This is a genomic window from Variovorax sp. YR216 (assembly GCF_900107745.1).
GTDB lineage: Bacteria > Pseudomonadota > Gammaproteobacteria > Burkholderiales > Burkholderiaceae_C > Variovorax.
Map to the genome: position 1 here is coordinate 145,094 of NZ_FNRO01000009.1, position 20,389 is coordinate 165,482.

Annotated in this window: 20 protein-coding genes; 8 read left to right on the forward strand and 12 right to left on the reverse strand. The window is 67.4% G+C overall.

Features of this window, described 5'->3' with window-relative positions; translation table 11 throughout:
* Positions 1–2 precede the first annotated feature (2 nt).
* Both BLW05_RS21955 and BLW05_RS21960 read right to left on the reverse strand, forming a co-directional pair.
* Positions 3–1,463, reverse strand: coding sequence for an FAD-dependent oxidoreductase (locus BLW05_RS21955; protein WP_256330436.1), 1,461 nt, complete (start codon positions 1,461–1,463; stop codon positions 3–5).
* Positions 1,464–1,502: 39 nt separating this feature from the next.
* Positions 1,503–3,185 (reverse strand): dihydroxy-acid dehydratase, encoded by a 1,683-nt coding sequence (locus BLW05_RS21960; RefSeq protein WP_093165670.1) that lies wholly within the window; start codon positions 3,183–3,185, stop codon positions 1,503–1,505.
* A 118-nt stretch (positions 3,186–3,303) separates the two neighbouring features.
* Between BLW05_RS21960 and BLW05_RS21965 the strand changes: the two genes are divergently transcribed.
* The gene (locus tag BLW05_RS21965) at positions 3,304–3,912 is read left to right on the forward strand and encodes a MarR family winged helix-turn-helix transcriptional regulator (RefSeq protein ID WP_177142766.1); all 609 of its coding nucleotides are present in this window, start codon (positions 3,304–3,306) and stop codon (positions 3,910–3,912) included.
* A 30-nt stretch (positions 3,913–3,942) separates the two neighbouring features.
* Here BLW05_RS21965 and BLW05_RS21970 read toward each other — a convergent pair whose 3' ends face one another.
* From BLW05_RS21970 to BLW05_RS22000, 7 genes are all read right to left on the reverse strand, one after another.
* Positions 3,943–4,743: an ABC transporter ATP-binding protein gene (locus BLW05_RS21970; protein WP_093165745.1), complete on the reverse strand. Its 801-nt coding sequence runs from the start codon at positions 4,741–4,743 to the stop codon at positions 3,943–3,945.
* Positions 4,744–4,745: 2 nt separating this feature from the next.
* The gene (locus tag BLW05_RS21975; RefSeq protein WP_093165672.1) at positions 4,746–5,525 is read right to left on the reverse strand and encodes an ABC transporter permease; all 780 of its coding nucleotides are present in this window, start codon (positions 5,523–5,525) and stop codon (positions 4,746–4,748) included.
* Positions 5,522–6,358, reverse strand: a complete 837-nt coding sequence (locus tag BLW05_RS21980; RefSeq protein ID WP_093165673.1) for an ABC transporter permease — start codon at positions 6,356–6,358, stop codon at positions 5,522–5,524. The genes BLW05_RS21975 and BLW05_RS21980 overlap by 4 nt, the downstream gene beginning before the upstream one ends.
* A 3-nt stretch (positions 6,359–6,361) precedes the next feature.
* Entirely contained in the window at positions 6,362–7,339 is a 978-nt protein-coding gene (locus tag BLW05_RS21985) for an ABC transporter substrate-binding protein (protein ID WP_177142767.1), read from the reverse strand.
* Positions 7,340–7,371: 32 nt separating this feature from the next.
* Positions 7,372–8,256, reverse strand: coding sequence for a TauD/TfdA dioxygenase family protein (locus BLW05_RS21990; protein ID WP_177142768.1), 885 nt, complete (start codon positions 8,254–8,256; stop codon positions 7,372–7,374).
* Between the two features lie 98 nt (positions 8,257–8,354).
* On the reverse strand, positions 8,355–9,026 hold the full coding sequence (locus BLW05_RS21995) for a dienelactone hydrolase family protein (RefSeq protein WP_093165676.1): 672 nt from the start codon (positions 9,024–9,026) through the stop codon (positions 8,355–8,357).
* A gap of 13 nt (positions 9,027–9,039) precedes the next feature.
* Positions 9,040–9,858 carry an SDR family NAD(P)-dependent oxidoreductase gene (locus BLW05_RS22000; RefSeq protein WP_093165677.1) on the reverse strand — a complete coding sequence of 273 codons (819 nt, stop codon included), beginning with the start codon at positions 9,856–9,858 and terminating at the stop codon, positions 9,040–9,042.
* Between the two features lie 233 nt (positions 9,859–10,091).
* Between BLW05_RS22000 and BLW05_RS22005 the strand changes: the two genes are divergently transcribed.
* Positions 10,092–10,700 (forward strand): DUF2652 domain-containing protein, encoded by a 609-nt coding sequence (locus BLW05_RS22005; protein WP_093165678.1) that lies wholly within the window; start codon positions 10,092–10,094, stop codon positions 10,698–10,700.
* A 38-nt stretch (positions 10,701–10,738) separates the two neighbouring features.
* Here BLW05_RS22005 and BLW05_RS22010 read toward each other — a convergent pair whose 3' ends face one another.
* From BLW05_RS22010 to BLW05_RS22020, 3 genes are all read right to left on the reverse strand, one after another.
* Positions 10,739–12,421 carry an adenylate/guanylate cyclase domain-containing protein gene (locus BLW05_RS22010; protein WP_256330437.1) on the reverse strand — a complete coding sequence of 561 codons (1,683 nt, stop codon included), beginning with the start codon at positions 12,419–12,421 and terminating at the stop codon, positions 10,739–10,741.
* A gap of 67 nt (positions 12,422–12,488) precedes the next feature.
* Positions 12,489–12,935 carry a DoxX family protein gene (locus BLW05_RS22015; RefSeq protein WP_256330446.1) on the reverse strand — a complete coding sequence of 149 codons (447 nt, stop codon included), beginning with the start codon at positions 12,933–12,935 and terminating at the stop codon, positions 12,489–12,491.
* Positions 12,936–13,113: 178 nt separating this feature from the next.
* Positions 13,114–14,343, reverse strand: coding sequence for an MFS transporter (locus BLW05_RS22020; protein WP_093165681.1), 1,230 nt, complete (start codon positions 14,341–14,343; stop codon positions 13,114–13,116).
* Between the two features lie 271 nt (positions 14,344–14,614).
* On the opposite strand from BLW05_RS22020, the gene nadB reads away from it, so the two are divergent.
* From nadB to nadA, 6 genes are read left to right on the forward strand one after another with little or no spacing between them, the layout of a single operon-like run.
* On the forward strand, positions 14,615–16,207 hold the full coding sequence (gene nadB, locus BLW05_RS22025) for an L-aspartate oxidase (RefSeq protein WP_093165682.1): 1,593 nt from the start codon (positions 14,615–14,617) through the stop codon (positions 16,205–16,207).
* 32 nt (positions 16,208–16,239) lie between these two features.
* Positions 16,240–16,641 carry an aspartate 1-decarboxylase gene (gene panD, locus BLW05_RS22030; RefSeq protein ID WP_093165683.1) on the forward strand — a complete coding sequence of 134 codons (402 nt, stop codon included), beginning with the start codon at positions 16,240–16,242 and terminating at the stop codon, positions 16,639–16,641.
* A 5-nt stretch (positions 16,642–16,646) separates the two neighbouring features.
* Positions 16,647–17,519, forward strand: a complete 873-nt coding sequence (panB, locus tag BLW05_RS22035; RefSeq protein ID WP_093165684.1) for a 3-methyl-2-oxobutanoate hydroxymethyltransferase — start codon at positions 16,647–16,649, stop codon at positions 17,517–17,519.
* A gap of 10 nt (positions 17,520–17,529) precedes the next feature.
* Positions 17,530–18,357: a pantoate--beta-alanine ligase gene (gene panC / locus BLW05_RS22040; RefSeq protein ID WP_093165685.1), complete on the forward strand. Its 828-nt coding sequence runs from the start codon at positions 17,530–17,532 to the stop codon at positions 18,355–18,357.
* A gap of 28 nt (positions 18,358–18,385) precedes the next feature.
* Positions 18,386–19,267: a carboxylating nicotinate-nucleotide diphosphorylase gene (nadC, locus tag BLW05_RS22045; RefSeq protein WP_093165686.1), complete on the forward strand. Its 882-nt coding sequence runs from the start codon at positions 18,386–18,388 to the stop codon at positions 19,265–19,267.
* Positions 19,264–20,370: a quinolinate synthase NadA gene (gene nadA, locus BLW05_RS22050; RefSeq protein WP_093165687.1), complete on the forward strand. Its 1,107-nt coding sequence runs from the start codon at positions 19,264–19,266 to the stop codon at positions 20,368–20,370. The genes nadC and nadA overlap by 4 nt, the downstream gene beginning before the upstream one ends.
* The last annotated feature ends 19 nt before the right edge of the window (positions 20,371–20,389 follow it).

Sequence of the window (20,389 nt, forward strand, 5' to 3'; positions counted from 1 at the left end):
GCTCAGGCCGCCACCGCCGCATGGGTCTGCGCGGTGCGGACATAGGCGCCCTGCGATCGCAGCTCCGATTGCAGCGCCGCCACGTCCACGGCGCGCGGCTGCACCCCCTGATGGACCGCCAGCGCGGCGGCCACGCCGGCGGCCTGGCCGGTGATCCAGCACTGCGGGATCTCGCGCATGAAGCCGTGCGAGTTGCGGTCGCAGGAGACGTGGCGGCCGCAGGCGATCAGGCCGTCGAGCTTCTCGGGCACCAGCGCCCCGTAGGGGATCGAGATGTTCGCGAACTTGGGCGACACGGGCGGCGATACGCCGATCTCGTCGGGCAGTGCCACGCCGTCGGGCCAGCGTTTGCGCAACACCGCATCCATGCCCTTCAGGCGGCGCGAGTGGCGCACGCCGATCTGCGGTGCGCTGAGCATCATGTAGGCCTTCTCGAAGCCGGGCGCGTGGCGGCTGTAGTAGGCCAGGTGCTGTGCCATGGCGCGGTGCGAGCGCACTTCCACGGCGGTGAGGTCGTCCACGTCCAGCGCCGAATAGCCGGTCTGGCGCGGACCCATGAAGAGCGCGATGTCGTTGCGCCAGGATACGAAGGGCCGCTCGAACAACCCGCATTCCTCGCGCCCGCGCGCCATGAATTCGGCGAAGCGTTCCGGCTGGCCGGCCTTGAATTCGATCCACCGGTTCATGTCCACGCCGCCGAAAAGCCAGGCCGTGTTCATGCAGTGGTGCACGTCGGCGGCTTCGATATCGTTCTCGTAGGCAGCGCCCGCCCGGGCGAACAGGTCGCCGTCGCCGGTGGCGTCGACCACCACTTTGGCGCGCACTGCCATGCGGCCTTCCTTGCTCTCGAAGGTCACGCCGGCCACCGCGCCGTTCTCCATGAGCGGTTCGGCCGCCCAGGAGTGATAGATGAGCTTGACCCGGCGCTCCAGCACGATCTCCTGGCTCAGCAGCTTGAGTCGTTCCGGGTCGATCGTCGGCGACCAGGTGACGATGCCGTGGTACGCAGCGGTGCGCTGCGACCAGTGGGCTGCCTTGGCGACATCCTGCGAACCCCAGTCGGACCGGTCCGGCCCGGCCACCGCGTCGGCGGGCAGACGGTCGAACAGCTCCTGCGCGAAGCCGCGGATGACCAGCTCGCCGTTCCAGTCGCTCATGCGGTCGATCCAGATCACCAGTCCGCCGGTGGACAGGCCGCCGAGGTGGTTGTAGCGCTCCAGCAGCGCGACGCTGGCGCCCGCGCGCGCGGCGGCGGCCGCGGCGGCGGTACCGGATGGACCGCCCCCGACGACCAGCACGTCGCACTGGTGGTACACGGGAATCTTCCGGCCCGGCTCGCTCACGTGCCCGAGGTCAGGCCGCGGCGCGCGTTCGTCCTTGCGCGCGAACAGGTCGGACGAAAGGAAGCGCTCGTCGCCGCGCTGGGTCGTGAGCATGCCGCTGGTGGATTGGGGACCTTGCATCTGGGATGTCTCCGGTTGTCGTTCGTCGTTGCTGGGAAGTCAGCGCGGTTCGACCAGGACCGCGCCTTGGGTCAGAGGGCCGACATTGCGGCGGTACAGCTGTAGCCAGCCGGTGTCGCAGAGCTTGGGCGCGGGCGTCCAGGCCGCGCGCCGGCGGGCCGTTTCGGCTTCGTCCACTTCGAGGTCGCAGCGCTGGGTGTCCAGGTCGATCACGATCGTGTCGCCGTCCTGCACCAGCGCGAGCGGGCCGCACACCGCGCCTTCGGGCGAGACCTCGGCCACGACGAGGCCCTTGCAGACCAGCCCGGACAGGTGTCCGTCGGTGATCAGGGCGACCTGGTCGCCGAGTCCCGCGCCGTCGATGGCAAAGACCACCTTGGACGAGCCGCCGCCCATGCCCGGCCCGCCGCACACGCCAGCGCCACGCATCACGACCACGTGGCCCGGGCGGATGTCGCCCGACTGCAGCGCGGCGATGGCGGCGTCGGAGGTGGCAAAGCAGATCGCGGGGCCGCTGAAGCGCCGCGTCTTGCGCTCGACGATGCCGGTCTTGACGATGCCGTATTCGGGCGCGAGGCTGCCGCGCAGCATCATGATCGCCGGCTTGCGCGCGATCGGGTCGTCGATCGGACGGATCACCTCCGGGTCGTCCACCCGCGCGCCGGCCAGGTTCTCGCCGAGCGTGCGGCCGGTGACGGTGAGCGCCCCGGTGTCCAGCAGCGGCTCCAGCTGCTTCATCAACGCGCGCGCGCCTCCCGCGGCCTCGAAGGTCTCGATGACGTGGTGGCCCACCGGGCGCACCGCCGCCAGCACGGGCACCTCGTGCGAGAAGCGCTCGAACATCCCGTAGACGTCGGCGCCGCAGCCTGCCTCGGTCGCGACCGCCTGCAGGTGCTTGATGGAGTTCACCGAGCCGCCAACGCTCAGGATGGTCTTCACCGCGTTGGCGAAGGCGGCGGGCTTCAGGATGTCGCGCGGCTTGAGGTCTTCCCAGACCATTTCCACGATGCGCTGCCCGGCGCGGCGGGCAGCGTCGAACATCGCTTCGCTGTTGGCAGCCACCGGCGTGGTGCCGGGCAAGGCCATGCCCAGTGCCTCGCAGCAGATGTGCATCGAGTTCGCGGTGCCCATGCCCGAGCACACGCCTGGGCCGCGGATCGCGTTGCGGCTCATGCCGATGAGCCTGTCCATCGGCATGTGGCCCATCTGCGCGTGCATGGCGCCGACGAACACGTCCTCGATGTCCACATGCTCGCCCTCGTACTCGCCGCTGGGCTGGTAGCCGCAGGCCAGCATCAGGGTCGGGACGTTGAGGCGGCCTGCGGCCATCATCTGGCCCGGCACCGTCTTGTCGCAAGAGGTGAGGCAGATCATGCCGTCGAGCTGCGCGCCCTCGACCGCCACCTCGATGTCGTTGGTCACCAGATCGCGCGTGGAAAGGATGTAGCCGCCGCGACCGCCCGCGCCGATGACGAAGTCGCTCGGCGCAGCGGTGCGGATCTCGAAAGGCACTGCGCCTGCTGCGCGGATCGCTTCCTTCACCACCGCGGCCACACCGTCGAGGTGGGCGAAGCAGGCGGCGAGCGAAGACGAACTGTTGACGATGGCGATCTTGGGCTTTTCGCAGTCGTCCTCGGGAATGCCGAGCGCCTGCCATTGGGCGTTGCGCACGGCCCAGAGGTAGGAGCCTCGGGGAAAGTTGCTGCGCAGCTTGCGGGTCATCTGTGGGATCCTGTCTTTAGTGAGCGAATTCATTTATATTGACATATCCATAAATGAAATGTCAATACGAAGTTATGGCATGCTCGGGATGACGACCAGCAAATTGAGGAGGGTTTCGATGGCAACCAACGCACGCACCGCGAGAACGAAGACGAAGACACGGGCCGTGCCCGAGGCGCCGCCCCCACCCCGCGTGCGCAAGACCTCTGCCGGCTCCACGCCGAAGGCGACCGAACCCGCGCCGCCGCCACGCGCGGCCGCGCGCCCGGCCGACGTGGCGGGCCAACAGGCGTCGGTAAACCGCTATCTGGCCGCGTACATCATGGGTGTCGCCAACCGGCTGGCCAACGGCGCGTCGAACTACTATCGACAGCACTTCAACCTCGGCATGTCCGAGTGGCGCGCGATGATGGCCGTGGGCGGCCGCGACGAGCTGATCGTGCGCGAGGTCGCCGAGATGGCCGACCTGGACTACGCCGCCGCGAGCAAGAGCGTGCGGGTGCTGGAAGAGCGCGGCTTCGTGAGCGTGGAGCAGACCCGCAGTCGTGGCCGCGCCGCCATCGTGCGCCTGACGCCGGCGGGCGCCAAAACCTACGTGAAGCTGCGGGATTCGGCGCAGGAGCGTCAGGACCGCCTGGTCGCCGAGTTTACGCCGCAGGAGGTGGAGACCCTGTGGGCCCTGCTGCGCCGTGTCGAGCAGCAGGTGCCATCCATGAATGCGGAGTGAGTGAGCGGACCGTGAGGCCGCTACGCAGCCTCACGCATTCGTAGCGCGCCCCTTCGCCGCCTGGATGCCGCTGTACACGCGGGTGCGCAGCGCGGCGAACTCCGGTTCGACGCGGGTCTGTGCTTGCGTCCGGGGGGAGGGAATGTCGACCGGTACGTCGTCCATCACGCGCGTTGGCGACGACGACAGCACCAGCACCCGCTGGCCGAGATACACCGCCTCGTCGATGTCGTGCGTGACGAAGATCACCGTCAGGTCCAGCTCGGTCCACAGGCGAAGCATCAGGTCTTCGAGGTCTGCGCGTGTCTGTGCGTCCACGGCAGCAAAGGGCTCGTCGAGCACCATCACCTTCGGCTGGTAGGCCACGGCGCGTGCGATCGCGACGCGCTGCTGCATGCCGCCGGAAAGCTGCCAGGGGTACGAATCCGCAGCGTGCGAAAGCGCCACGGCTTCCAGTGCCGTATCGACCATGCGCCGGCGTTCGTCCTTCGGCACGCCGCGCTCGCGCAGGGGCAACTCCACGTTCTCGCGCACCGTCTTCCACGGAAAGAGGCTACGCCCGTATTCCTGAAAAACGATCGCCATCTCTTCCGGCGGTGTGGTCACCGGACGGCCATTGATGCGCACCGTCCCGCGCGTTGGCGCCAGCAAGCCGGCCAGGCACTTGAGCAGCGTCGTCTTGCCCGCGCCCGACGGGCCGACGATGCAGGTGAAGTCGCCGGGGCGCACTTCGAAGTTGAGGTCGCCGATCGCTTCGACCCGGCGCTCCCTCGACTCATAGACCTTGTTCAGGTGTTCGACGGATACCACCGCCATCGTTTGTGTCGTCACGTTCAATTCCGCCTTTCAAGGTCACGCATGCCCACATACCACTTGAGTGCCCAGCGCTCGAACAGCCGGAAGACGACCGACAGCGCGAAGCCGAACAGTCCCAGCATCAGCACGCCGCTCCACATCTGCGGGATCTCGTAGCTGCGCTGGAAATAGATGATCGCGGAGCCCAGTCCGTCGAGGGCCGCGAACATTTCGCTGATCACCATCAGCACGATGCCGATGGACAGCCCGAGCCGCATGCCCACGATGATCTGGGGCGACGCGCTGGGCAGGATGAAATGCCGCAGCCGCGCCAACCCCCGGATCTGGTAGGTACGGCAGGTTTCGTCCAGCACCGGGTCGATCGACTTCACGCCTTCGACCGTGTTCAACAGGATGGGCCAGATCGCGCCGGCCACGATGACCGTGATCTTCATTCCATCGCCAAACCCCATGCTCACGATCAGCAGCGGGATCATCGCGACCGGCGGCACCGCGCGAAAGAACTCGAGCACCGGCTCGACGGCGCGGCGCAGCGGCCGGTAGATGCCGACCGGGATGCCCAGCGCGATCCCTAGCAGGCAGGCCAGCAGGTAGCCCGCCATCAGTCGCTGAAAGCTGGGAATCACATCGGCGACGAATCGGGGACCGAGCCAGAGCGCACCGAACTGATGCAGCACCGCTGACAGCGAAGGGAAGTAGAAATTCGTCGAGTTGGCGCTGAACACGTACAGCAGCGCGAACAGCAGGACAGGCAGCGCCAGTTCGACCCACAACTTCTTGAGCGCGGTGTGCGTCATCGTTCGCCTCCGGCATTGCGCACGCTGGGGTGCCAGCGCAGCAGCCGCCGCTCCAGCAGCCGCGCGGCCAGATTGATCGCCACGCCCATCAGCCCGGCCACGAGCACCAGCGCGTAGGCTTCCGGCGTCGCGTTCGAACTCTGTGCCACGACGATGCCCCGGCCGATGCCGTGGCTGCCGATGACCATCTCGGCGGTCACGGCCAGCACGAGCGCCATTGCCGCTGCGAGTCGCACGCCGGTGAAAAGAAAAGGCAGCAGTGTCGGCCAGGCGACGTGCCGCAGGAAACCCAGGCGGCTGAAGCGGAAAGTGCGCGCCGTGTCGCGAGCCACCGCATCCATGTCATTCAGGCCGTAGAGCATCTGCAGCAACACCTGCCAGAAGGCCGCGTAGGTGATCAGCACCACGCCCGACTGGTAGCGCGAGCCGAACACCAGGATCACGCCCGGAATGAGCGCCACCGATGGAATCGGCCGCAGGAATTCGATGGTCGAATGGGTGTATCTGCGCGCGCCCGGTGTCAACCCGATGGCGAGCCCGGCCACCACGCCGGCCACGGTGGCGAGCGCCAGGCCGAGCGCCCAGGTCCGTACGGTGCTCACGGCGTATCCCCAGAACTCGGGCGTTGCCATCAGTTCGCCCAGCTTGGCCACCACCACCGACAGCGGTGGAAAGAAGTTCGCCTGGACAAGCCCCGCGCGCGGCGCGGCCTCCCACAGCACGGCCAATGCAAGCAGCCCGGACAGGCTGACCAGCGTTCGCCGGACTACGGCGCCGTCCAGCCGCAAGGCGGTTGCCGGCGCGCGGCCCGCGTATCCATTGCTGGCCGTCATGGCTTACTTCTCCGGCGTCCAGACCACCTCGTCGTACAAGGCGGGCTTGGCGAGCATGCCGAACTCGCGACCGGTCTTGGAGAACATCTCCACCGCATCGCGCGGGATCGCGGTCAGGTACGTCGGAAGGATCAGCTTGGCCGCCACGTCCGGCCCCAGCTTCGTGAACTTGGGCAATTGCTTGCGCACCTCGTCGGGGTTCTTCTGCGCGTACTCCAGCGACTCGTTGATCGCCGCGCGCAACTTGAGGAAAAGCTCCGGGTTGGCCTTGAGCTGCTGCTCGCTGGTGAAATAGGCCGAGGTCAGCATGCTCTTGCTCGACATCGACTGGTAGGGCGAGCTGATCGGCGGGAAGCCGGCGGCGATGGCAGCCGTGCCGAAGGGCTCGGCACCGACCATGGCGTCGGTCTTGCCGGACTGCAGCGCGGCCAGCGCCTCGGCGAAGCCCAGTTCGATGAAGCGCACCTTCGACGGGTCGCCGCCATCGGCCTTGACGGCTGCCTTGCCGAGCATCTGCAGCAGGCCGTTCAACGCGTTGACGCTGACCGTCTTTCCCTCCAGGTCCCTGGCCGACTTGATGCCGCTCTTCGGGCCGGCGTGGATCATGGTCACGTCGGCGCCGCTGACGCCGGTGGAGCTCGAGCCGGCTGCGATGATCTTCAGCGGCAGGCCCTTGTCGCGCGCCTGCAGGATGTTCACCAGCGCCGTGAAGGCGAAGTGGTATTCGCCGCTCATGACGGCAGGAACGCCGCCCGTGGAGGCGACATTGGTCTTGAGCTTCAGACCGTGCTTCCTGAAGATGCCGGCTTCCTCGCCGAGGTAGAGCGCCGCCACGTCGGTCACCGGGACGAAGCCGGCGTTGACGGTGACGAGGGTGGATTCAGGCTGGGCGAACGCGGTGGCGCCTCCAAGCAGTCCGGCGGCGACGACCGCCGCGGCGAAGGCGCCGCTGAAGGTCCGGCGAAAGAAGTTGGGCTTCAAGTGTGTCTCCTTGGTTGGTGGGGAATACGGGGTCAGGCCGGACGCGGTCCGGCGATCGTGGTGCGGGTCATGTAGCGCGCGCGACCGATGTAGTCGGGAATCGCCTTGTGCATCGCGCAGCGGTTGTCCCAGATCAGCACCTGGTCCTTGCGCCAGCGGACGCGGCAGGTGTGCTCGAAGCGCGCGCAATGGTCGTAGAGAAACCGCAGCAGGGGCTGGCTCTCGGCCTCGGTCATGCCCTCGAAACGTTGCACGTACACCGGGTTCACGTAAAGGTGGCGGCGGCCCGAGCCAGGGTGCGTGCACACCAAGGGGTGGACGGTTTCGCGGTCGCCCGCCTCGATGTCGAGGTCGACGCGTGCGTTGTTGGCGCTGAACTTGCGCTTCTGCGCGTGGTAGGCGCTGCCGTAGATGCGGGTGGCGCTATGCACCGCCTTGAGGGTGTCGAGTACGGTGCGCAGGGCGGGCGACAGCGTCTCGTAGGCCGCGTACATGTTGAGGAAGCCGGTGTCGCCGCCGAACTCCGGCACCGTGACCGCGCGCATGACCACGGCCGCGGGCGGTTGTTCGAAGTAGGTGCTGTCGGCATGCCAGCTTTCGCCGATCACGCGGCCGGTGTCGTCGGCATCGCGCTTGATCAGATGAATCATGTCGTAGCCCTCGGCCTTGTGCAGCTGAGGGATGTCCATCAGGCTGCCGAAGCGTTCGCTGAAGGCCAGATGCTGGTCGTGCGAAATCGGCTGGTCGGGGAAGTAGATGACCAGGTAGTCATGGAAAGCCTGGAGGATTTCGCGCCAGGTATCGTCGTCCAGCCGTCGCGTCAGGTCCACGCCGTGGATCTCGGCGCCGATGGTGCTGTTCAGCGGGCGCACTTCGATGCGCTTGAACTTCAGCGGGTTGTCGTAGATGGCGGTCACGTGAGGATTTCCTTGTCTTTCGAAGTCGCCCGGGTGAGCGTCGCCAGCGCGCCGGCCCATCCGGCGCGTCGGTGCTGCGTTCTCCCGGCGGGTGGTACTCAGCCCATGTGGGTCAGAAGCCAATCCATGGAGCGCTCCCAGGCCAACCCGGCGGATGCCGGCTCGAAGGCGGCGCGTTCGTCGCAGTTGAAGCCATGCCCGGCGGCGTACACGTGCAACTCGCATTCGGGGCGCTGTGCGCGGATGCGCTCGACGCTCTCCATGGGTATCGTGTGGTCATTCGCGCCGTAGTGCAGCAGCGTCGGACTGTGCGGCGGTGTCTCCAGATGCTGGGCGATCTGGCCGCCGTAGTAGCCGACCACGGCGGCGATGCCGGTTGCGCGCTGCGCTGCCATGTAGCCGACCGACGCACCGAGGCAGAAGCCCATCACGGCCACCGGCACGTTGCGCCGCCGCGCCTCGGCCACGGTGGCGAGCGTGTCGGTCACCATGCCGTCCCAGTCCAGGCGAGGCAGGAAGCGCAATGCGTTGGCGACTTCCTCGGGGCCGTACCCGCAGGCGAAGCCGCGCTCCAGCCGGTCGAAGAGCGCGGGTGCGTAGGCGTCGTAACCAGCCGCAGCAAGCCGCTTGCACAGTGACTGGATGTGATGGTTGACGCCGAATATCTCCTGCAGCACCACGACCGCACCGCGCGGAGCGCCACTCGCAAGCACGCGCCAGCACTGGAGGCTGTGGGCATCGCTGCTGTGGATGTCGATGAAGGATCCCATCCGTGGCTCCCCTTCAGTCCGCAGGCCCGAGCGTGGCGCCGCCGTCGACGATGATCTGCTGGCCCGTCACCAGGCTGGAGGCGTCCGACGCCAGGAACAGCGCCGCGCCGTGCAAGTCCGACGGATTGCACACTCGATGCATCGGGGCAGCACGCTCGAACGGTGCGCGCGCCGCATCGTCGCGCAGGCGACCGCCGCCGATGTTCGTGATCACCGGGCCGGGTGCGATGGCGTTGACCAGGATGCCGAATTTCGCCAGCTCATGGGCGTACTGACGCACCATGTAGCCCACTGCGGCCTTCGAGGTGGCGTAGATCGAGCTGACCAGCGTCTCGGTCTTGGAGGCTGAGATCGAACTGGTCACGATGATCCGGCCGCCGCCCTGCATCTTGAGCTGAGGCACCACGATCTGCAGTGTGTTGAAGACCGAGGTGGCGTTAGTGGCCATCACCCGCTCCCAGACATCCAGCGACAGGTTTTCGACCGCACCTGCCGGATTGCGCTCGCCGCTACCTGTCAGGAAGCCCGGGCCGCCGCTGATGCCCGCATTGACGAACACCACGTCCATCCGGCCATGACGCGCGATCGCGCTGTCGAAAGCTCGGCGAAGGGATTCGGGACGCGTGACGTCCGCCACCTCGCCATGGACCTCGCCGCCGTCACGGCGAAGGGCATCGACCGCGTGATCCAGCGCCTGCGCGTCCAGGTCGATGAGATGCACTCTGGCGCCATTGGCGGCCATCGCTTCGGCATAGGCGAAGCCGATACCGCTTGCCGCGCCGGTGATTGCGACGACACGCCCGGTGACGTCGAACAACTTTTTGATTGTCATATCTTAATTGTGTGATGACATTTATGGAGATGTCAATATAAGGATGACCCTAGGCAGGCTCGACGGCCGGCATTCAGCGCCTCGGCAGAGCACGGTGATGCCGAGACCGATCTGCTGCAACGTGAAGCTGAATGCCCTGACGTCCTGAGTGCTGACTGTCCAGGGAGCGCACCCTGTGGTGTTCTGCGCTACGCTTTGCCCGCGGCCATCCCTGCCGCAGTGTGGAGCGAGCCATGGCGGATTCCTCGAACTTTCCCGACGTCCTCTTCTTCATCCCCGACATCGGCGGATTCACGAAATTCATCAGCGAGACCGAGATCACCCATAGCCAGCACATCATTCGCGAGTTGCTGGAGCTACTGGTGGATTCCAACGAAATCGGCCTCGAGGTGTCCGAATTCGAGGGCGATGCGGTGCTCTTCTTTTGCACGACGCCTCCGACCCTGGAGGAACTCCTGGGGCAGGCCAAGAAGATGTTCCTGAACTTTCACTTGCATCTCAAGGAGAAGGAAAAGGGGCGCATGTGCCAGTGCGGTGCCTGCGCCCGGATGCACCAGCTGACCTTGAAGTTCATCGCGCACAGCGGCCCGGCCAGCACCATGGACATCAAGGGCCATTCGAAATTCATCGGCAAGAGCGTCATCGTCGCGCATCGACTCCTGAAGAACACGGTGCCTGCGGCGGAGTACCTGCTGGTCACGCAGGAAACGCTGGAACGGCTCAACAGTCGACAAGCGCCGCCGATCTCGTTCGAGAGCGGCAGTTGCCGATACGACGAAATCGGCGAGGTCCCCTATCGCCATCACTCGATGGCCTGCTACCTCGACGAGTTGCAGGCCTAGCCACGCGAAGCGGCCCGCCGGATCCAGCGCGATGCCGGTCAGGCTCGAGGCAGGGCTGAGATCCGTGCCAGGGCGAGCGAGTCGAGCACCAGAACGCCCAATGGCGCCCGCCTTCCGCGTACCTGAATCTGCTGCACATCGTCCCTGGAAACGTCGATGCCCGCGCTGTGCGCTGCAAACTCCGAGATCACGAGGATCGCGTTGTGCAGCTTGGTCTGATCCTGCAGGCGGCTGGCGGTATTGACCACCTCGCCCACCGCGGTGAACGAACGCACATCGCGATGTCCGACTTCGGCCACTGCCGCGCTTCCTGCATGAATGCCGATCCCGAAGTCCAGAGGCTGCCCGAACTCTTTTTCGAACACTGCGCTCCATGCGCGCATGCGCTCGTCGATCAGCGTCGCGGCATGGACGGCGCGACGGCAGGCATCCTGAAGCGTTCCTTCCAGGCCGAAGATGGCCATGACGCTGTCGCCGATGTACTGGTTGGCCACGCCACCCGCCTCGTGGACCGCATCGCCGACCAGCGCGAAGTAGTGGTCGAGAACATAGACCAGATCGAAGGGCCACTGTTTCTCGGAGAGACCGGACCAGCGTCGAAGGTCCACGAACAACACGGCCACCTCCCGTTCGCTGTCGAGTCTGTTCAGGCTCGCCGACCGGGCGGTCATCACCGGCGTGACCTGGAGGTCGCCGAGCGGGCGCAGCTGGCACGCCAAGCGGATGTCCGCACCCGCCCGCACGCGGGCCAGGGTGCGCTGTTCGTCGGGACCTGGAGGAGGGCAGTGCGCTGCGGGGCCGGAGACGCGAACGCGGCATGTCGAGCAGCGGGCGCGTCCGCCGCAGACCGACAGATGTGCGATGCCGTGCTTCCGGCTGGCTTCGAGAACGCTCCATCCCAATGGAACCCTGGCGGTCCGGTCCGGATAGGTGAGGGTGATCGTTCGCCCTCCCACGCGCTCCGATCGGGCTCTCCACGCGAGAGCGAGAAGGAAGGCGGACAGGAAGGACGCGTAGGCGGCCCGGCCGAGATCGACCGTCGATCTGAGGGATGTGGACTCACTCGCCGCGGGTGCGCTGATCGCGACCGGGCGGGCGGCGGCTTCGCGTCCCATGGACAGAACGCCGAGTGCCGCCATCAGAGGCAGGACGACGGCACCGGTGAGCAAAAGGGGCTGTGCGTGACGCCACGAAGGCCGCTGCCGGAAGGCAAAGTGCAGCCCCATGCACCCGTGCGTCCAGGCCACCACCATGACGAGGATCTGCCACCAGCCATCGGGATTCCAGAGCTTTCGAAGAATCTGCGCGTACGTGACATCGAGGCCGTCCAGCGTGTACGGACCGCGCGTTGCAGCCAGGTGGGAGGCCAGCAGCAATGGCAAGGCCACGCCGAGCCCGATCCGCAGCAGCAGCGCAAAGGGCATGCGTATCGTCCGGCGCTCCCACAGGCCCGAGAAGGCCAGGGCGATATGCACGATCGCGGCGCTGTACAGCAGCACCGTGCCTGGCCACGAATGCCAGAACGCCGCGATCCGCTGCAGGGCCGCTTCGGCGGCCTCCAGCGAAACCAGGCCCGTCGCGTGGTTGAGAAGATGCAGCGTCACGTAGGCCATGAGCACCCACCCACTCGCCCAGCGCAGATTGCGACGGGACGGACGTAACGCGGGGAGATCGTGCAGGGAGGTCATTCGCGCGCCAGCATAAGTCGCCGCCGCGCCCATCGCCATCGCCTCGGCCGACGCAACGGTGGAAGATGCGCGCGGCGAGGCCTGCCGGAGAACCGTCGACCTAGTTCAGGCCGCGTTGGGCGCCCGCCACCGCGTAGCGTCCGGCACCCAGCAGCATGATGGTCAAGGCGCCGAACAGGTACAGGCCCTGCAGTTCGAGCGCCCAGCCTCCCTGGTTGGTGAGCTGGAAGAACTGTCCGGTGTGCACCAGCAGGAGGGCGATCACCATGTTGACGACCACCACGGCGGCTGCGGCGCGCGTCCAGAGACCCGCGATCAGCAGGACAGGGGCGAGGATCTCGCCGACGTAGACGAGATAGCCGAGCGCGCCGGGCAGGTTGTGGGCAGCGAGCATCTTGACGATGAAGCCCGGGCCCGAGCCGAGCTTGAACAATCCGTGCAGGAGCACCAGGCCCCCCACGGTGACGCGCAAGAGCAGCTTGCCGACGTCATTGCCCCAGTCCGGGGCGAGGCCCGACGCGCGATCCGTGGTCGTTGCGGCCGGAATCCGGCTGTCTGCGAGACTTGTCAAAGGTGAACTCCTTGGGGGAAAGACAGGGTTGGGGGCTTGATCCGGTCACACCGCACTGGCGCTCCGGTCGAAGCAGAGAAGTTTGCCCTCCTGTCGTTGCCTGGAATGTGCGTTTGCGCACACCTTGGCGCATCTCGCAGGGCGACCCGGACAATCAACGCACTGCGCTGCCCACGCCCGCGCGCCGCGCGGGAATCCAGTAGGCCAGCGCCCCGGCCGCCGCCAATGCGATCAGCCCGGTGACGGCGATTCCCGCGGACAGGGACAGGGTGGCCGCCAGGAACGACAGCAGCGCCGGACCGCCCGATGCGCCGATATCCGACATCAGCCGCCACACGCCCAGGAAGTGCGCGCGCCCATGCCTCGGCGAGTGGTCGGCGCCGAGCGTCATGATCATCCCCGAGCCGATGCCGTTGCCAAATCCGATCGCCAATGCCGCGATCAGCAGCGTGGCGAAGCCGGTGGTCAGCGGCATCAGCAGCATCGCCACGCCCATGATCACCATCGAGGGCACCGCCACCCAGCGCCGGCCCTTGTGATCCATGACCTTGCCCGCCGGATAGAACACCAGCATGTCGATGCCGCCGGCCAGGCCGTAGATCAGGGAGGCCACCGCCGGCGCCAGCGCGAGATGCTCGGCCCACAGCGGGATGACGGCCTGCCGCGAGGCGCGCACCGCGCTGACCAGCACCACCCCGATGCCCACGGTGAGGAACACGCGCCGGTGGTCCTTCAGCGTGGAGACGAGCGTCGCGGAAGCGGGGGCGCTGTGCCCAGCGGGGACCGGCGGTGCTTCCAGATCGGGGATGCGCGCGCCCACGGCCGCCGCGCCCAGGACCCCGATGATCCCGACGACGTAGGCCGCCGGGAGACCGAAGGCATGCACGGCTGCCGCCGCGAGAAACGGCCCGGCGAACATGCCGATGCGCATCACGCCGCCGAGCGTCGACAACGCCCGGGCGCGATACATGACGGGCACGGCTTCCGACATGTAGCTCTGGCGGGCCAGGTTGTAGACCGCCTGCGACATGCCCACCATGAGGCAGCCTGCCGCGAACAGTTCCAGGTGCGAGGTCCACAGGCACAAGGCCATCCCCAGGGCGCTCCAGATGCCCGCGACGACGATCGCCCAGCGCTCGCCCCAGCGCATCGTGATCAGCGATGCCGGGATGTTGTTGAGCAGGGAGCCGATGCTGATCAGCCCGACCACCAGCGCGGCCATCGACACCGACGCGCCCAGGTCGCGCGCGGTGAGCGGAACGATGGGAAGGATCGCGCCTTCGCCCACGCCGAACAGCAGGGAGGGCCCGAAGGCCGGCACGGCGATCTTCCGGAGAGAAAACGGGGTCGAGGCGGAAGAAGCGGGTGCTGGTGGGGAAGACATGCAGGAAGGGAAATTTCGGTCCGGGCCGGCCACACTCGGACCGCCGCGGCGAGCGCGAAGTGTGCTTGAATTCCGTCCGACCTGCTGTGGGACGGCCCACTGACGGCCCACTGACGGCCCACGCGCGCCGGCGCCCGCCTTGCGTAAAAGTGACGCACCGCCGTTTTTCGACGGAGTCAGCGTTGCCAGAATCGCGCCTTTTGCTTCGCGACACCGCCATGCATGAAGGTGGGGCGATCCATCCAGATTCATCTTTTCCGTTCGTTCCCTGATGGCTCACAACCCTCCGAATGCATTCGACGTGCTGATCGTCGGAAGCGGTCTCGCCGGCCTGACCGCCGCCCTCCATCTCGCGCCCACGCATCGCGTCGCGGTGCTGACCAAGCGGACGGTGTCCGACGGTGCGAGCCAGCGGGCGCAAGGCGGCATCGCTGCGGTGCTCGATGCGCAAGACAGCATCGACAGGCACATCGACGACACGCTGGTGGCCGGTGCGGGCCTGTGCGACCTGCCGGCGACGCGCCTCGTGGTCGAGGAGTCGCCGGGCTGCATCGCATGGCTTCGCGGACTGGGCGTGCCGTTCACGCTCGAAGACGGTGACCTGCACCTGACGCGCGAAGGCGGACACAGCCATCGCCGCATCGTGCATGCAGCGGACGCGACCGGTGCCGCGGTCCAGCGCACGCTGATCGAGGTCGCGCAGCGCACGCCCAACATCACCTTCTTCGAGCACCACACGCTGGTCGATCTGATCCCCGCGCGAAGCGTCGGCCATGGCGCGCCGGCCTGCGCGGGGCTCTATGCACTCGACGAGGCGAGCGGCGAAGTGGTGGCCTTCAGCGCACCCGAGATCGTGCTGGCCACCGGTGGCGCGGGCCGCGTCTACCTGCACACCACGAACCCCGAGACCGCGACCGGCGACGGCATCGCGGCCGCATGGCGCGCGGGCTGCCGCGTGTCGAACATGGAGTTCATCCAGTTCCATCCGACCTCGCTCTTTCATCCCGAGGCGAACTCCTTTCTCATCAGCGAAGCGGTGCGCGGGGAGGGCGGCGTTCTCCGGCTTCCGCCGTCCGCCGGTGGCGATCGATTCATGCCTGCGCATGACCAGCGCGCAGAACTCGCACCGCGCGACGTGGTGGCGCGCGCGATCGATGCCGAGATGAAGAAGCACGGCCTGGATTGTGTGCACCTCGACATCTCGCACCAGAGCCCGGAGTTCCTGCAGCACCATTTCCCGAACATCCTCGCGCGCTGTGCGCAGCACGGCATCGACATCACGCGCGAACCCATTCCGGTGGTGCCCGCGGCCCACTACACCTGCGGCGGGGTGGTGACCGACCTACAGGGCCGCACCGACATCGCCGGGCTCTACGCCATCGGCGAGACGGCCTGCACGGGGCTTCATGGCGCCAACCGGCTGGCGAGCAACTCGCTGGTCGAATGCATGGTGTTCGCGCGCGCCGCGGCCGAGTGCATCGCGAAGCATCCCAATCGCGCGACAGCCGATCCGCTGCCGTGGAAGTCCGTGTCGGCGAACGCCGCCGACGCCGATGCCATCGCGGATCGCCTCGGCGACCTGCGCTGCCTGATGTGGAACTTCGTCGGCATCGTGCGCTCCGGCGCGCATCTGGAGCGCGCCTCGAATCGCATCGCGAAGTTGCGACGCGATGTGGACGCGCTCCACGCCAGTTCGAGGATCACCAGCGACCTGGTCGAGCTGCGCAATCTCGTGCAGGTTGCAGACCTGATCGTGCAGTCGGCGCAGGTGCGCCAGGAGAGCCGGGGGCTTCACTACCGGATCGACCATCCCGCGCTCGCACCCACCGCAGAGCCGACCCTGCTCGCCCCGGCCAGCGCGTGACACCGTTTTTCGACTTCAAGGCCCGACCTCCCATGTTCCGAACCCTGCTCAAGTCCAAGATCCACCGCGCCACGGTGACCGACTGCGAACTGCACTACGAAGGCTCCTGCGCCATCGACGAAGACCTTCTCGATGCCGCAGGACTCGCCGACAACGAACAGATCCACATCTGGAACGTGAACAACGGCGAGCGTTTCGTCACCTACGCGATCCGCGCCCAGCGCGGCTCCGGGATCATCTCGGTCAACGGTTCGGCCGCCCGGCGCGCCTGCCAGGGCGACCTGCTCATCATCGCGGCGTTCGGACTCGTGGCGGAGGAACGCGTGGCCGCGCACAAGCCCAAGCTGGTGTTCGTCGACGCCGCGAACCGGATCAAGGAAGTGCATTCGCAGGTCCCGGTGCAGACCGCCGAGACCGAAGCGTTGCCGGCCTGACGTCCATGTCGCTCTCCGATGCCGCCGCGCCCTACGGTGCGCAATCCGGCGCTGTGCCCGCGCCGCGCAAGGCCGTCACGCTGTCTCGCCTCGCGGACATGCGCGCGCGCGGCGAGAAGATCGCGATGCTCACCGCCTACGACGCCACCTTCGCGGCCGTCGCCGATGCCGCGGGCGTCGATTGCCTGCTGGTCGGCGATTCGCTCGGGATGGTCTGCCAGGGCCTGGACAGCACCGTCGCCGTGTCGATGGAGGCGATGCGCCATCACACCGAGAGCGTCGCGCGCGGCCTGCGTCGTGTGCAGGGTGCGGCGTGGCTGATCGCCGACCTGCCCTTCGGCAGCTACCAGGCGTCGCGCGAGCAGGCGCTGCGCAGCGCGATCACGCTGATGCAGGCCGGCGCGCAGATGGTGAAGCTCGAAGGCGGCGGCTGGACCGTCGATACCGTTCGTTTCATCGTCGAACGCGGCGTGCCGGTATGCGCGCACCTCGGCCTCACGCCGCAGACGGTGCATGCGCTGGGCGGCTACAAGGTGCAGGGCAGGGATGATTCCTCCGCAGCACGCCTGCTCGATGACGCGCGTGCATTGCAGGATGCCGGCGCGGCGATGCTCGTGCTCGAGATGGTCCCTGCTGCGCTCTCCGCACGGATCACCGGTGAACTCACGCGCTGCGCGACCATCGGCATCGGTGCCGGCAGCGGCACCGCAGGCCAAGTGCTCGTGATGCACGACATGCTCGGCGTCAACCTCGGCAAGCCGCCGAAATTCGTGCGCAACTTCATGGCCGGCTCGGACGGCATCGAACAGGCCCTGCGGGCCTACGTGCAAGCGGTCAAGGGCGGCACCTTCCCTGACGACACCCTTCATGCCTGGTAAGGACACCCTCATGCAAATCGCAAGAACCATCCCCGAACTGCGCGAAATCCTCAACGGCAAGCGCCGCGCCGCGTTCGTGCCGACCATGGGAAACCTTCACGAAGGCCATCTCTCGCTTGTCAGGACGGCCCGCAAGCTCGGCGAGATGACCGTCGCGAGCATCTTCGTCAACCGCCTGCAGTTCCTGCCGCACGAAGACTTCGACACCTATCCCCGCACCTGGGAGAGCGACTGCGAGAAGCTGCGGGCCGCGGGCTGCGATGTGCTCTTCGCACCCGATGAGAAGGCTCTCTACCCCGAGCCGCAGACCTGCAAGGTACATCCGGACCCGGCCCTGGCGGACATCCTCGAAGGCCACTTCCGTCCCGGGTTCTTCATCGGCGTCTGCACCGTCGTGATGAAGCTCTTTGCCTGCGTGCAGCCGCAGTTCGCGGTCTTCGGCAAGAAGGACTACCAGCAGCTCATGGTGATCCGCCACATGGTGCGCCAGTTCGCCTTGCCGATCGACGTGGTCGGCGTCGAGACGCATCGCGCTGACGATGGCCTGGCGCTCTCGTCGCGCAACGGCTATCTCGGCAAGGACGAGCGCGTCGAGGCCACGCAGTTGTCGCAGACGCTGCAGTCGGTGGCGAAGGCCGTGCGCGATGGCGAGCGCGACTTCGCCGCCATCGAGGCGCGCGCCATGGCGTCGCTCTCGGCCCGTGGCTGGACGCCGGACTACGTGGCGCTGCGCCGCCGCGGCGATCTGCAAGCGCCGGGAGCAGGCGATTCGCTGGTGGTATTGGCGGCGGCGCGGCTCGGGAATACGCGGCTCATCGACAATCTGGAGCTCGACTGAGCCGCCTGCGGCCCCCTTCACCTCGAAAATGACCATCAGTTTTGATTTCTCACCGGCCAGCGTGGCCGAACTGGCCAGCGCCGACGTGCGCCGAGCCCTCCTGGAAGATGTTGGCAGCGGCGACCTGACCGCCACCCTGGTCCCCGATGGCAAACGTGCCTTGGCCCGTGTGATCAGCCGCGAAAACGCCGTGCTGTGCGGCGCCCCCTGGGTCGAGGCCGTCTTCCGGCAGATCGATCCACGGACCCGCATCGTCTGGCAGCGCGAAGAAGGCCAGCACTGCGAGCCCGGCCAGACCGTTTTCACCATCGATGGCGATGCGCGCGCATTGCTCACGGCCGAGCGCACGGCGCTCAACTTCCTGCAGCTGCTCAGCGCGGTGGCCACACGCACCGCGCAATACGTGCAGGCGGTGCAAGGCACGCGCGCCCGGATCGTCGATACGCGCAAGACGCTGCCGGGGCTTCGCCTGGCGCAAAAGTACGCGGTGGGTGTGGGCGGCGGCACCAATCACCGCATCGGCCTGTACGACGCGATCCTCATCAAGGAGAACCACATCGCCGCTGCCGGCGGAGTGGCCGCGGCGCTGAAGGCGGCGGCACAGGCCGCCCCCGGCGCGAAGTTCATCCAGATCGAGGTCGAGACCCTGGCGCAGCTGGATGAGGCCCTGCACCACGGCGCCCGCATGGTGCTGCTGGACAACATGGACCTGCCCACCCTGCGCGAAGCCGTCCGCCGCAACGAGGCCGCGGGCGATGCACGCGCCGTGCTCGAGATCTCCGGCGGCGTCACGCTCGATGGCCTGCGTGCCCTGGCGGAGACCGGCGTGGACCGCATTTCCATCGGCGCGCTGACCAAGGACGTGAAGGCCATCGACTTCTCGATGCGCTTCGCGCAGGAGGAAGCATGAGCGCGGTCTTCGAGGTCGAATTCGAGCAGCCCGTCGGCGAGGCATGCAATACGCGCCACGCCTGGGCACGCGTGCCGGCCGAGCCTTCGCGGGCGGAGCGCGATGTTCTCAAGGACCGCATCCGCCGGCTGCTGGCGGAGCGCAATGCCGTCATGGTCTCGCACTACTACGTGCACCCCGATCTGCAGGACCTGGCCGAAGAGACCGGCGGCCTCGTGGGCGATTCGCTCGAGATGGCGCGCTTCGGCCGCGACCACCCCGCGCGCACGCTCGTGGTGTCCGGCGTGCGCTTCATGGGCGAGACCGCCAAGATCCTCTCGCCCGGCAAGCGCGTGCTGATGCCCGACCTGGGCGCGGACTGCTCGCTCGACCTGGGCTGCCCGATCGACGAGTTCAGCGCCTTCTGCGACGCGCATCCCGACCGCACGGTGCTGGTCTACGCCAACACCAGTGCGGCCGTGAAGGCGCGGGCCGACTGGGTGGTCACCTCCAGCTGCGCGCTGGACGTGGTGAGCGCCCTCAAGGCCGAGGGCCACAAGATCCTGTGGGCACCCGACCGCCACCTGGGCGACTACATCCGCCGCGAGACCGGCGCCGACATCGTCAGCTGGCAGGGCGCCTGCATCGTGCATGACGAATTCAAGGCGCTGGAGCTCCAGTTGCTGAAGGAGCAGCATCCGGATGCCAAGGTGCTGGTGCATCCGGAATCGGCTGCCGACGTGATCGCGCTCGCCGATGCGGTGGGCTCCACCTCCGCCATCCTGCAGGCAGCGCAGCGCATGGATGCGAGCACCTTCATCGTGGCCACCGACAACGGCATGCTGCACAAGCTGCGCACGCTCAACCCCGGCAAGACCTTCATCGAGGCGCCGACTGCAGGCAACGGCGCCACCTGCAAGAGCTGCGCGCATTGCCCCTGGATGGCGATGAACGGCCTGGTCAATGTGGCCCACGCGCTGGAGACCGGCGCCGGCGAGATCCAGGTGGAGCCGCAACTGGGCGCGCGCGCCCGCGTGCCCATCGACCGCATGCTGGCCTTCACCGCCGCGCTGAAGAAGGGCGAGCCCACGGGCGCGCTGGTCTCCGGCATGGGCGCGGTGTGACCGGGCCCATGCTCGGGGC

Coding starts and splice junctions, on each gene's coding strand:
- panD (WP_093165683.1), top strand. CDS start 16,240: ATGTTCCGAACCCTGCTCAAGTCCAAGATCCACCGCGCCACGGTGACC.
- panC (WP_093165685.1), top strand. CDS start 17,530: ATGCAAATCGCAAGAACCATCCCCGAACTGCGCGAAATCCTCAACGGC.
- BLW05_RS21965 (WP_177142766.1), top strand. CDS start 3,304: ATGGCAACCAACGCACGCACCGCGAGAACGAAGACGAAGACACGGGCC.
- BLW05_RS21960 (WP_093165670.1), bottom strand. CDS start 3,185: ATGACCCGCAAGCTGCGCAGCAACTTTCCCCGAGGCTCCTACCTCTGG.
- BLW05_RS22010 (WP_256330437.1), bottom strand. CDS start 12,421: ATGGGCGCGGCGGCGACTTATGCTGGCGCGCGAATGACCTCCCTGCAC.
- nadB (WP_093165682.1), top strand. CDS start 14,615: ATGGCTCACAACCCTCCGAATGCATTCGACGTGCTGATCGTCGGAAGC.
- BLW05_RS22000 (WP_093165677.1), bottom strand. CDS start 9,858: ATGACAATCAAAAAGTTGTTCGACGTCACCGGGCGTGTCGTCGCAATC.
- BLW05_RS22005 (WP_093165678.1), top strand. CDS start 10,092: ATGGCGGATTCCTCGAACTTTCCCGACGTCCTCTTCTTCATCCCCGAC.
- BLW05_RS21955 (WP_256330436.1), bottom strand. CDS start 1,463: ATGCAAGGTCCCCAATCCACCAGCGGCATGCTCACGACCCAGCGCGGC.
- BLW05_RS21975 (WP_093165672.1), bottom strand. CDS start 5,525: ATGACGCACACCGCGCTCAAGAAGTTGTGGGTCGAACTGGCGCTGCCT.
- BLW05_RS21995 (WP_093165676.1), bottom strand. CDS start 9,026: ATGGGATCCTTCATCGACATCCACAGCAGCGATGCCCACAGCCTCCAG.
- panB (WP_093165684.1), top strand. CDS start 16,647: ATGTCGCTCTCCGATGCCGCCGCGCCCTACGGTGCGCAATCCGGCGCT.
- nadC (WP_093165686.1), top strand. CDS start 18,386: ATGACCATCAGTTTTGATTTCTCACCGGCCAGCGTGGCCGAACTGGCC.
- BLW05_RS21980 (WP_093165673.1), bottom strand. CDS start 6,358: ATGACGGCCAGCAATGGATACGCGGGCCGCGCGCCGGCAACCGCCTTG.
- nadA (WP_093165687.1), top strand. CDS start 19,264: ATGAGCGCGGTCTTCGAGGTCGAATTCGAGCAGCCCGTCGGCGAGGCA.
- BLW05_RS22020 (WP_093165681.1), bottom strand. CDS start 14,343: ATGTCTTCCCCACCAGCACCCGCTTCTTCCGCCTCGACCCCGTTTTCT.